Origin of the sequence: Streptomyces sp. NPDC020731 (genome assembly GCF_044334705.1) — a bacterium.
In the GTDB taxonomy this organism is placed as follows: Bacteria; Actinomycetota; Actinomycetes; order Streptomycetales; family Streptomycetaceae; genus Streptomyces.
The window spans coordinates 317558-328046 of the sequence record NZ_JBIRTN010000009.1 but is presented as its reverse complement, the minus strand read 5'-3'; the positions used below and the strand labels follow the sequence as shown (position 1 = coordinate 328046).

At 69.9% G+C, this 10489-nt stretch carries 12 protein-coding genes; 7 read left to right on the top strand and 5 right to left on the bottom strand.

Features of this window, described 5'->3' with window-relative positions:
- Both ACH4VX_RS16930 and thpR read left to right on the top strand, forming a co-directional pair.
- Positions 1 to 323, top strand: a 323-nt coding sequence (locus ACH4VX_RS16930) for an RNA-guided endonuclease InsQ/TnpB family protein (RefSeq protein WP_398368171.1), incomplete at its 5' end; no start/stop codon positions are given.
- A gap of 191 nt (positions 324 to 514) precedes the next feature.
- A complete protein-coding gene (gene thpR, locus ACH4VX_RS16925; protein WP_398368170.1) occupies positions 515 to 1087 on the top strand; it encodes an RNA 2',3'-cyclic phosphodiesterase in 573 nt (190 codons plus the stop codon).
- Between the two features lie 127 nt (positions 1088 to 1214).
- Here thpR and ACH4VX_RS16920 read toward each other — a convergent pair whose 3' ends face one another.
- From ACH4VX_RS16920 to ACH4VX_RS16910, 3 genes are all read right to left on the bottom strand, one after another.
- Positions 1215 to 2207, bottom strand: a complete 993-nt coding sequence (locus ACH4VX_RS16920) for an aldo/keto reductase (protein ID WP_398368169.1) — start codon at positions 2205 to 2207, stop codon at positions 1215 to 1217.
- Positions 2208 to 2251: 44 nt separating this feature from the next.
- Positions 2252 to 2842, bottom strand: a complete 591-nt coding sequence (locus ACH4VX_RS16915; protein ID WP_398368168.1) for a Uma2 family endonuclease — start codon at positions 2840 to 2842, stop codon at positions 2252 to 2254.
- A 110-nt stretch (positions 2843 to 2952) separates the two neighbouring features.
- On the bottom strand, positions 2953 to 3630 hold the full coding sequence (locus ACH4VX_RS16910; RefSeq protein ID WP_398368167.1) for an SGNH/GDSL hydrolase family protein: 678 nt from the start codon (positions 3628 to 3630) through the stop codon (positions 2953 to 2955).
- Between the two features lie 88 nt (positions 3631 to 3718).
- On the opposite strand from ACH4VX_RS16910, the gene ACH4VX_RS16905 reads away from it, so the two are divergent.
- Positions 3719 to 4699, top strand: a complete 981-nt coding sequence (locus ACH4VX_RS16905; protein WP_398368166.1) for a WD40 repeat domain-containing protein — start codon at positions 3719 to 3721, stop codon at positions 4697 to 4699.
- Between the two features lie 27 nt (positions 4700 to 4726).
- On the opposite strand, the gene ACH4VX_RS16900 is transcribed toward ACH4VX_RS16905, so the two are convergent.
- A complete protein-coding gene (locus tag ACH4VX_RS16900; protein WP_398368165.1) occupies positions 4727 to 5494 on the bottom strand; it encodes a TetR/AcrR family transcriptional regulator in 768 nt (255 codons plus the stop codon).
- 86 nt (positions 5495 to 5580) lie between these two features.
- Here ACH4VX_RS16900 and ACH4VX_RS16895 point away from each other — a divergent pair, with 86 nt between their 5' ends.
- From ACH4VX_RS16895 to ACH4VX_RS16885, 3 genes are all read left to right on the top strand, one after another.
- A complete protein-coding gene (locus ACH4VX_RS16895; protein WP_398368164.1) occupies positions 5581 to 6558 on the top strand; it encodes an ATP-binding cassette domain-containing protein in 978 nt (325 codons plus the stop codon).
- Entirely contained in the window at positions 6555 to 7379 is an 825-nt protein-coding gene (locus ACH4VX_RS16890; protein ID WP_398368163.1) for an ABC transporter permease, read from the top strand. Before ACH4VX_RS16895 ends, ACH4VX_RS16890 begins: the two co-directional genes overlap by 4 nt.
- Positions 7380 to 7531: 152 nt before the next feature.
- The gene (locus ACH4VX_RS16885) at positions 7532 to 9046 is read left to right on the top strand and encodes a cellulase family glycosylhydrolase (protein ID WP_398368162.1); all 1515 of its coding nucleotides are present in this window, start codon (positions 7532 to 7534) and stop codon (positions 9044 to 9046) included.
- Positions 9047 to 9200: 154 nt separating this feature from the next.
- On the opposite strand, the gene ACH4VX_RS16880 is transcribed toward ACH4VX_RS16885, so the two are convergent.
- Positions 9201 to 9422, bottom strand: a complete 222-nt coding sequence (locus ACH4VX_RS16880; RefSeq protein ID WP_398368161.1) for a hypothetical protein — start codon at positions 9420 to 9422, stop codon at positions 9201 to 9203.
- Positions 9423 to 9506: 84 nt separating this feature from the next.
- Between ACH4VX_RS16880 and ACH4VX_RS16875 the strand changes: the two genes are divergently transcribed.
- The gene (locus ACH4VX_RS16875; RefSeq protein WP_398368160.1) at positions 9507 to 10397 is read left to right on the top strand and encodes a hypothetical protein; all 891 of its coding nucleotides are present in this window, start codon (positions 9507 to 9509) and stop codon (positions 10395 to 10397) included.
- The last annotated feature ends 92 nt before the right edge of the window (positions 10398 to 10489 follow it).

Genomic DNA, 10489 nt, shown 5'->3' with positions numbered 1-10489 from the left:
CCGATCCCGGGACTCCCGGCGGTTTCCTGCCGAACGGGGCCGCCGCGAAGGCCGGACTCAACCGCAGCATCCTCGACGCGGGTTGGGGGTTGTTCTTCGGAATCCTGGCGCAGAAGGCTGAGAGTGCCGCTCGCCGCGTGATCCCGGTGGACGCCCGCAACACCTCCCGCACCTGCCCCGCCTGTGGGCACGTCGCCAAGGAGAACCGCGTCACCCAAGCAAAGTTCGAGTGCGTCACGTGCGGGTTCGTGGAGAACGCCGACCGCGTGGGCGCGCTGAACGTCCTGCACAGGGCCGGGCTGGTCCTCTGCGCCGGTGCTTAGCCACCGACACAGGAAGCCCGCCGCTTCAGCGGTGGGTGGAGTCACCTCGATCCTGTCTTCGAGGACGGTCATCGTGGCGCTCCTCCCCGGCTGCCGCTCGATGCGTGCAGCCGCGCGGTACAACGATACGCACGGCGACCAGGACACGCGTGGACGTACTCGTGTTCCCAGGGGGCGGGGAGACTGGAGCCATGAGACTCTTCGCCGCCGTACTGCCCCCCGAGGACGTGGTCCAGGAGCTCGCCGCCGAGGTGGCCCGGTTGCGGAGGCTGCCCGGGGCGGACGGGATGCGGTGGACCGAGCGGGCCGGGTGGCACTTCACGCTCGCCTTCTACGGCGAGGTCGACGACGAGCTCGTGCCCGGGCTGACGGCGCGGCTGGGGCGGGCCGCGGCCCGGACGGACCCCTTCGAGCTGGCCCTGTGCGGCGGCGGCCGGTTCGGGCACGGCAGGGCGCTGTGGACCGGGGCGGAGGGAGACCTGCGCACCATGCGGCTGCTGGCCGAGCGGGCGGAGGCGGCGGCGCGGAGGGCGGGCGTGGCGATGGAGGAGCACCGGCGGTACAAGGCCCACCTGACGGTGGCCCGCAGCCGGGACGCCGTCGACGTACGACCGTACGTGGCGGCCCTGCACGCCTTCCACAGCCGCAGCTGGACCGTGGACGAGCTGGTACTGGTGCGCAGCAACCTGCCGGTGTCGGGGACACCGGGCGAGCAGCCCCGTTACGAGGCGGTCGCCCGCCGGGCACTGGGCGCGGCCGGTTAGGCTCGACGGCGTGGACCCGAAGACCCGGAACCGGATCATGGCCGGTGCGCTCGTGCTGATGTTCGTCGTGGTGGCACTGGCGGCGGCGCTGGGCAATTAGCGCCGCCGCCGGCTGTCGTACGCGCCGCTACCAGGCGAAGGCCTCCGGTGACGGCCCCGGACCAGGGAAGATCTCGTCCAGCGAGGTCAGCAGTTCCTCGCTCAGCTCCAGCTCGACCGCCCGCAGCGCGGAGGCGAGCTGCTCGGCCGTGCGCGGGCCGACGATCGGGCCGGTCACGCCGGGCCGGGAGAGCAGCCAGGCCAGCGCGGCCTCGCCGGGCTCGACGCCGTGCTTGTCGAGCAGGTCCTCGTACGCCTGGATCTGCGCGCGGGACGCCGGATCGGCCAGCGTGTCGGCGGCCCGCCCGGAGGCACGGCGACCGCCCTGTACCTCCTTCTTGAGCACACCGCCCAGCAGACCGCCGTGCAGCGGCGACCACGGGATGACCCCGAGGCCGTACTCCTGCGCGGCCGGGACGACCTCCATCTCGGCGCGCCGCTCGGCGAGGTTGTAGAGGCACTGCTCGCTGACCAGGCCGATGGTGCCGCCGCGCCGGGCGGCGGTCTCGTTGGCCTGGGCGATCTTGTAGCCGGGGAAGTTCGAGGAACCGACGTAGAGGATCTTGCCCTGCTGGACCAGGACGTCGATCGCCTGCCAGATCTCCTCGAACGGGGTGTTCCGGTCGACGTGGTGGAACTGGTAGACGTCGATGTAGTCGGTCCCCAGCCGCTTCAGCGAGGCGTCGACGGCCCGCCGGATGTTCACGGCCGACAGCTTGTCGTGGTTGGGCCACGCCTCACCGTCGGCGGCCATGTTCCCGTACACCTTGGTCGCGAGGACCACCTTGTCGCGGCGCTCGCCGCCCTTCGCGAACCAGCTGCCGATGATGCTCTCGGTACGGCCCTTGTTCTCGCCCCAGCCGTAGACGTTGGCCGTGTCGAAGAAATTCAGTCCCGCGTCCAGCGCGGCATCCATGATGGCGTGGCTGTCGGCCTCGTCGGTCTGCGGACCGAAGTTCATCGTCCCGAGGACGAGCCGGCTGACCTTGAGTCCCGTGCGTCCGAGCTGCGTGTACTTCATGGTCACCAAGCCAACGGCCTGGAGTGCGCTCTATGCAAGAGGGCTCAGTCGTGGGGGAAGTCGTCGGTCTTGAGAACGAGGCCCACACGGGTGGTCGTCATGTCGACCTCCCCGCCGTAGTCGATGGACGTGTCGCTCACATAGGTGCCGTTCTTGGGGTGGGTGAACAGGCGGCACTTGCGGACATAGGGATCGGCGATCAGATAAACCGGCACCTCTGCGAGGGCGTAAGCGGTCTTCTTGGGTTCGTAGTCGTTCTGCGCCGTGTCCTTCGAGATGACTTCGGCGACGAACTCCACGTCCTCGTATCGCCACTTGCCCTTGTCGTCCTTCTGCGCTCCGTCCCTGATCTTCGCCACGTCCGGGCAGAACCCGTTCCGGTGGCCGGGGAAGTCGATGCGGACGTCCGAGAACAGTTTGGCCTGTCGTCCGAATCGGTCTTCCAGGGCCCAGAGGATCATGCGAATGGTTTCCCAGTGAATGTCCCGCTGCGGTGCCATGTAGACAGCCCCCCCGACGATTTCGACCTTGTATCCCTCGGGGACGGGCATCTTCTCGAGTCGCTCGAACATCTCGTCGAGTTGGCGCGTGTTGTCGCTCTCGGCCATCGCGATCCTGTCGTCAAGGACGGTCATCGTGGCGCTCCTCCCCGGCCGCCCGACGGACGAGCGCGGCCGCGCGGTACAACGATACGCACGGTGAGCAGGACATGGGGCAGGGCACATATGCCAGAACCCCCCGGCCGCTACCCCACCTCGTACGGCCCGCCCAGCCCCCACCCCCGCCACATCGCCTCCGCGAAGGCCCCCGCGATCTTGTGCTCACCGCTCTCGTTGGGATGCGTGCCGTCGTACGTGTCCGTGCGGAAGTCGTACGACGCCGGCGGCGGGACGAACAGCAGCGGCGAGTCCGGTCCGTCCAGGTCGGCGACGGTCTTCGCCAGCAGTTCGTTGAAACGGGCGACCTGTTCGGCGAAGGCCGGGTCCGTCTCCACCCGGATGTTCCGGATCACCGGCAGCACCGCCACGCGGACGCGCGGCTCGGCGGCCCTCGCCCCGGCGACGAACGCGCGGACGTTCTCCGCGGTCTGCTCGGCGTTGGTGTAGAAACCCAGGTCGATCAGGCCCAGCGACACCAGCAGCACGTCCGCGCGGCAGGAGCGCACGGTCTCGCCGATCAGCGGGGTCATGTGCTGCCAGCCCTCGCCCCAGCCGGCCAGGTGGGCGCGGGGGAAGTCCGGGTCGGCGTACGCGTACGACGTGGGCGCGTCCGTCGACGGGTCGTGGAGCGTCTCGCGCGGGCCGACCAGCGTGAAGGGGCCGCCGTACGCCGTGCACAGGTGCTGCCACAGCCGGTAGCGCCAGGTGTGTTCACCCGCGCTCCCGATCGTCATCGAGTCACCTACGGGCATGAACCTGAGCACCCGGTCATCATGGACGATCGGTCCGGCCGTCGCGATGTGAGTCCGGACACCACCCGTGAAGTGCGCCGAGTAATGGCACTCTTGGCACATGCGCCGACCCTTCGCCCTGATCGCCGCGACCCTCCTCGTGGGCGCGCTCGCCGTGCCCGCCTCCGCAGCCGACGACGGGAACGAGGGGTTCACGATCGAGGATCCGCGCATCACCGAGTCCAGCGGACTCGCCGCCTCCCGCCTCCACCCCGGCGTCTACTGGACCCACAACGACAGCGACGACGGCCCCTACCTCTACGCCGTCGACAGCGCGACCGGCGAGACCGTCGCCCGCCTCACCCTCACCGGCATCGGCACGCCCCGGGACGTCGAGGCCGTCTCCGTCGGACCCGGCAACAAGATCTTCGTCGGTGACATCGGCGACAACCTCGGCGGCTCGTGGCCGTACGTCTGGATCTACGAGCTGCCCGAGCCGAAGGAGCTCGAGGACGCGACCGTGCGGGCCACCCAGTACGTCGTGAAGTACTCCGACGGGCCCCGCGACGCCGAGTCGGTGATCGTGCACCCGAAGACCGGGCGCGTCTACATCGTCGACAAGAAGGAGGAGGGCGGGCACCTGTACGAAGGGCCCGCCGAGCTGTCGGCGTCCGGGAGCAACGTGTTCCGGCCGGTCGCCCCCGTCGACCTGTGGGCCACCGACGCCGCGCTCTCCCCCGACGGCGAGCGGCTCGCCGTACGCGGCTACTTCGGCGGCATCCACTACGACTGGAACGGCGGGAAGCCGAAGCGCGAGGGCCGGCTGAGCGTGCCGCTCCAGGGGCAGGGGGAGTCCGTCACCTACTCCGCCGACGGCTCCCGGCTGATGTACGGCAGCGAGGGCGGTCGGAGTCCGGTCGAGTCCCGGGAGGCTCCCGGCGGCGACCGCGGGGACGGGGGCGGGAAGGGCGCCCGCGCGGAGGACGGGGAGAACACCGCCGGTGACGGGACCGGGGGCAGCGTCCGGATCGGGGGCGCCGTCGCGGTGGCCGTCCTCGTCGCGGTCCTGTTCGGACTGACCCGGCGGCGTCGCCGGGGCTGAACCGGGCGTCGGCCGGGCGGGGAGCGGTCACTCCGCCGCCCGCCGGGCGACGCACACCTCCAGGCCGTCCAGGATGCGCTGCAACCCGAACTCGAAGTGGTCGAAGTCGGAGCCGAAGGTGTCCTCGGAGAGGGCGGCCAGGACGGGGTAGCGCCCGCTGTTCATGGCCTTCTCCAGAGCCGGCCGCTGCGCCTCCCAGAACTGCGCGTCCGTCAGCCCGGAGCCGCGCTCCGCCTCCAGCTGGTACACCTGCGTACGGGCGGCCCCGACGACATACCCGTCGACCATGATGATCGCCGACAGCAGCTCCGGGTCGGACAGCCCCATCGGCTTGATCCGGGAGAGGACCCTCTCCATTCCGTCCAGCGCGCTCGGGCCCAGGATCGGGCGCGACTGGTTGACCTCCAGCAGCCAGGGGTGCCGGCGGTACAGGGCGAGGGCGGCGCGGCCCAGGGCCTCCAGCGCCGAGCGCCAGCCGCCGTCGCCGAGGTCCGCGGGGTTCTCCGAGGGCCGTTGCACCCGGTCCAGCATCAGGTCGAGCAGCTCGGCCTTGCCGGGGACGTAGCGGTACAGGGACATCGTGCCGGTGCCGAGCTCCGTGGCGATGCGGCGCATCGACAGCGCGCCGATCCCGTCCCGGTCGGCGACCTCGATGGCGGCCTCCACGATGCGCTCCAGTGTCAGGCCCGGTTTCGGCCCCCGGCTGGGCCGTGGGCCCGTGTCCCACAGGAGGTCGAGGGTGCGGGCGATGTCGCCGCTGCCGCTGGTCTCGGTACCGCTCCTGCCGCTGCTCATGAGGGCAGTTTAGGACCGAGCGAAAAAACTGGGTACGGCGTACGCGCAATCGGGTACGGTGTACCCAGTTACTGGAAGGGGGACCCATGAACGAGAACGACGACGACGGTTACGCGGTCCGTGCCGAGGGCCTGGAGAAGCGCTACGGGGAGAAACGCGCGCTCGACGGCTTCGACCTCGCCGTCCGGAAGGGCACGGTGCACGGACTGCTCGGGCCGAACGGCGCCGGCAAGACCACCGCCGTACGCATCCTGTCGACGCTGATCCGCCTCGACGGCGGCCGTGCCACGGTGGCCGGACTCGACGTCACCCGCAGGGCGCGCGAGGTGCGGGCCCGGATCGGGCTCACCGGGCAGTACGCGGCGGTGGACGAGGTGCTCACCGGACGGCAGAACCTGGAGATGTTCGGCAGGCTGTTCCACCTCGGCGGCGGGCGCGCCAAGGCGCGGGCGGTCGAACTGCTGGAGCGGTTCGACCTGACCGACGCCGCCGACAAGGGCGTGGGCGGCTACAGCGGCGGCATGCGGCGCCGCCTCGACCTCGCCGCCTCGATGATCCTCGCGCCGGCCGTGCTCTTCCTGGACGAGCCGACGACGGGACTGGACCCCCGTAGCCGGGGCGAAGTCTGGGAGTCGGTGCGGGCGTTGGTGGCGGACGGCACGACCGTGCTGCTGACCACGCAGTACCTGGAGGAGGCCGACAGGCTCGCCTCCCGGATCACCGTCATCGACCAGGGCCGGGCCATCGCCGACGACACCCCGGACGGACTGAAGAACCTGGTCGGCGGCGACCGCATCGAGGTCGTGGTCGCCGAGCGGTCCGAGATTGCGCGCGTGGTGAAGGTGGTCGCACGGGTCGCCGACGGCGAACCCGATTCGGACGAGGCCGAGTTGCGGGTGCACGCCCCCGTGACCGACCGGGTGGCCGCGCTGACCGACGTCGCACGCACCCTCCAGGACGAGGGCGTACGGGTCGAGGACCTCGGGCTGCGCAGGCCCAGCCTCGACGACGTGTTCCTGCGCCTGACCGGACACCGCGCGGAGAAGGAGGAGACGGCGGCATGAGCGCGCTCGACCTGACCACCGGACCGGCCACGCACGGCCGTGCGTACTGGGCCCTGGCGGACTGCTGGAACATCGTCCGCCGCGGCCTGACCCATTACCGGCGCCAGCCCGTCAACATCGCCTGGCAGCTGGGCTTCCCGATCCTGTCGGTCCTCCTCTACGGCTATGTCTTCGGCAGTGCGATGACCGTGCCCGGCGGCGGGGACTACAAGGACTTCCTGATGCCGGGCATGTTCGTGATGACGATGGCGTTCGGCTTCATCAACACCGCGACCGTCGTGGTCTACGACTCCACCAAGGGGGTCATCGACCGGTTCCGCTCCATGCCGATGGCCTCCTCGGCGGTGGTGGCCGGGCGCGGGGTGACCGATCTGGTCGTCGCCTGCGCCGAGTTGGGCATCATGATGCTGACCGCGCTGGCCATGGGCTGGCGTCCGGACGGCGGCTGGGGCTTCCTGGCGGCGTTCGGGCTGCTGCTGTGGCTGCGGTTCTCGCTGATCTGGATCGGGGTGTGGCTGGGATTGCTGGTGCCCAACCCGGAGGCGGCGGGCGGGCTGTTCGCGGTCGCGTTCCCGCTGACGATGATCTCCAGCATCTTCGTCGCCCCGCAGCTGATGCCGGACTGGCTGGGCTGGATGGCGGCCTGGAACCCGATCTCCTCCACGGCCGCCGCGGCCCGCGACCTGTTCGGCACCCCGGTCGGCGGTGGCGACTCCTGGGTCGAGCAGCACGCGCTGCTGATGGCGGGCGTGTGGCCGCTCGTACTGACGGCGGTCTTCCTGCCGCTCGCGGTGCGCAGGTTCCAGCGGCTCAGCCGGTGAGGTGCTGAAGCGCCGGTGAGGCGGGCGGTGTTCGTGAAGCGAATGCCGCCCGCCTTCTTGACGTGTCCATGGGTTCAAGTCTTCCATGGGGACGCGGGGTGATGGGAGCGCTCCCATCCGTTCCGGGCCCGTACCCGAGAGGAAGCAGCGACATGTTCCGCAGCTTGCGAAGAGCGCTGTGCGTGGCGATGGCGGCGCTCCTGTTGCCGCTGGCGGGTGCGCGGTCGGCCGGTGCGGCGGAGCCGGAGCCGGGCGACGGCTACTGGCACACCAGCGGCCGGCAGATCCTGGACGCGGCCGACCGGCCCGTGCGCATCGCCGGCATCAACTGGTTCGGCTTCGAGACCGACGTCCACGCGCCGCACGGCCTGTGGGCCCGCGACTACAAGAGCATGATCGACCAGATGAAGTCGCTGGGCTACAACACCATCCGGATGCCGTTCAGCGACGACATCCTCAAACCGGGTGCCCTGCCCGGAAGCATCAACTTCGACGGCAAGAACACCGACCTCCAGGGCCTGGACTCGCTCCAGGTGCTGGACCGGATCGTGGCGTACGCGGGCCGGTCGGGCCTGAAGGTCATCCTCGACCGGCACCGCCCGGACGCGGCCGGACAGTCCGCGCTCTGGTACACCCCCGCCGTCCCCGAGTCGACGTGGATCGCCAACCTCAAGGCACTCGCCGCCCGTTACGACGGCGACCCGACCGTCATCGGCATCGACCTGCACAACGAGCCCCACGACCCCGCCTGCTGGGGCTGCGGCGACACCACGAAGGACTGGCGGCTGGCCGCCGAACGGGCCGGCAACGCGGTGCTGTCCGTCAACCCCGAACTGCTGGTCTTCGTCGAGGGCGTCCAGTCGTACAACGGCGTCAACGGCTGGTGGGGCGGCAACTTGATGGGCGTCGCCGACCACCCCGTACGCCTCGACGTGCCGAACCGGCTCGTCTACTCCGCGCACGACTACGCCACCAGCGTGGCCCAGCAGGACTGGTTCAGCGACCCGTCGTTCCCCGCCAACATGCCGGAGATCTGGGACAAGTACTGGGGCTACATCTTCAAGCAGGACATCGCCCCGGTCTGGCTCGGCGAGTTCGGTACGACGCTGGAGTCCGAGGTGGACCAGAAGTGGCTCTCCACACTGGCGACGTACCTGCGGTCCACGTCCGAGCACGGCTCGGACGGCTTCCACTGGACCTTCTGGTCCTGGAACCCCAACTCCGGTGACACGGGCGGGATCCTGAACAACGACTGGACGACCGTGAACACGGTGAAGGACGGGTACCTGGCCGACATCAAGGCCCCGGGCTTCCCGGCCGGTGACCCCGGTGATCCGGACGACCCGGACGAGCCCGGCGGTGACAACCCCGCGTGCAGCGCCGCCTACACCGTCAGCAACGACTGGGGCGGCGGCTTCAACGCCGAGGTGAAGGTCACCAACACCGGTACGACCACGCTGAAGTCCTGGGCGGTGAAGTGGACCTGGCCCGGCACCCAGAAGGTGACGAACATGTGGAACGCCTCGTACACCCAGTCCGGCGCGACCGTCACCGCGACGAACGCCACCCACAACGGCGCGGTCGCGGCGGGTGCCTCGACGGACTTCGGCTTCGGGGGTGCGCCCGGCGGCGGGGGTGCGCCGAGCGTGAGCTGCACGGCGACGTGAGCGACGGGTAGGCGGTGAGGGGAGCGGATCTCCCGGCGACCCGCCGTCGGCGGGCCGTTCCGCCGGGAGATCCGCTCCCCTCGGCGCTTTGCCGCTGGATTCACCCCGGTCGCCGGGCGTAACGGGCGTGGACACCGTTCACCTCTGTGGAGTGTCAAGGTCCGAGGACGCAGGGGCGTACCACGTCGTCGGCGGTGTGCCAGGTGGCGGTCGGTGGCCTGCGCTCCGGGAGCTTCCAGCACTCCTCCTCGCGAGGGAACGGCAGGTAACGCCCTGCGGCGTGGCAGCGTTCGGACCAGCGGCGCCAGCGGGCGTCGTGCGGGTTCGGGAGGCGCCAGACGTACGAGTGCGGAAGCATCGAGGTCTGGCGTGTCATAGTCCGGAGACATATTCACTCGACCGGCTGAACCTACCCTCGTACTGCGGCAGACACGACGGCCGCCCCACTACGTTCCGGCACATGGTCGGTTCACCGCATGACACGCTGCATCAGATCTTCCGCAAGGAACCGGATCTGTTCGCGCGCCTTCTGCCGCGCGTGGGTATCGCGTTCCCCGAGTACCACTCGATCGAGTCCCTGGACACCGATCTCACCGAGATCAGACCGTTGGAACGGCGGGTGGACAGCCTCTTCCGGGTTCGTACGGTGGGTGAAGGGGGTGGCTTTCTGCTCGCGGTCGAATCGCAGGGCAAGCCGGTTCAGGAGAAGCACAACAGCTGGACGTACTACTTGGCGTACCTGTACGCCAAGTACCGTCTGCCGCCGGTCCTGCTGGTGGTGTGCCAGGACAGGGCGACGGCGTCCTGGGCTGCGGAACCCATTCGCGTCGGCAGCTGTTTCCACACCAGCATGCAGATCTTCCCGCTGGTGCTGGGGCCGAAGAACCTTCCGTTGATCGCAGATCCGGAGGAGGCGGCGCAGGACATTCCCGTCACCGCGTTCTCCGTGCTGGCACACGCCAAGGATCCTGGTCTGCTGGCCATAATGGATGGGGTCGGGCCGGTCGTGGGGCCGCACAAGGACTGGGCGGAAATCATCGAGGTGGGTCTGGGCGAGGGCCCGGCCCGTGATTACTGGAGGAAGCTGATGGAGGCGTACACCCCGGTATTCCCTGGCAACGGCACCGTGATGGAGGAGGCGTGGCACAAAGTGCACGCCGACGGTGAGGCGAGGGGCGAGGCGAGGGGTGAGGCGAAGGCTGTGCTGCGGGTGCTTCGCGCGCGGGGTGTCGAGGTCTCCGATGCCGTCTGCGAGCGGGTCATGGCCTGCGTGGACCTGGACGTTCTGGAGACCTGGCTCGACCGCTCCTTGACCGTGGCGAGCGCCGAGGAACTGTTCGCCGGGGAGTGAGGCCGGGGCGGAGCCGCCGACCCCGGGCCTTGCAGACGGAAGGGCGCCCGGTGACTTCTCACCGGGCGCCCTTCACCGCCGTACGCGAGGAA

Excerpts from the sequence above, each read along its gene's own strand:
- thpR (WP_398368170.1), top strand. The coding sequence starts at position 515 with ATGAGACTCTTCGCCGCCGTACTGCCCCCCGAGGACGTGGTCCAGGAG.
- ACH4VX_RS16920 (WP_398368169.1), bottom strand. The coding sequence starts at position 2,207 with ATGAAGTACACGCAGCTCGGACGCACGGGACTCAAGGTCAGCCGGCTC.
- ACH4VX_RS16915 (WP_398368168.1), bottom strand. The coding sequence starts at position 2,842 with ATGACCGTCCTTGACGACAGGATCGCGATGGCCGAGAGCGACAACACG.
- ACH4VX_RS16905 (WP_398368166.1), top strand. The coding sequence starts at position 3,719 with ATGCGCCGACCCTTCGCCCTGATCGCCGCGACCCTCCTCGTGGGCGCG.
- ACH4VX_RS16900 (WP_398368165.1), bottom strand. The coding sequence starts at position 5,494 with ATGAGCAGCGGCAGGAGCGGTACCGAGACCAGCGGCAGCGGCGACATC.
- ACH4VX_RS16895 (WP_398368164.1), top strand. The coding sequence starts at position 5,581 with ATGAACGAGAACGACGACGACGGTTACGCGGTCCGTGCCGAGGGCCTG.
- ACH4VX_RS16890 (WP_398368163.1), top strand. The coding sequence starts at position 6,555 with ATGAGCGCGCTCGACCTGACCACCGGACCGGCCACGCACGGCCGTGCG.
- ACH4VX_RS16885 (WP_398368162.1), top strand. The coding sequence starts at position 7,532 with ATGTTCCGCAGCTTGCGAAGAGCGCTGTGCGTGGCGATGGCGGCGCTC.
- ACH4VX_RS16880 (WP_398368161.1), bottom strand. The coding sequence starts at position 9,422 with ATGACACGCCAGACCTCGATGCTTCCGCACTCGTACGTCTGGCGCCTC.
- ACH4VX_RS16875 (WP_398368160.1), top strand. The coding sequence starts at position 9,507 with ATGGTCGGTTCACCGCATGACACGCTGCATCAGATCTTCCGCAAGGAA.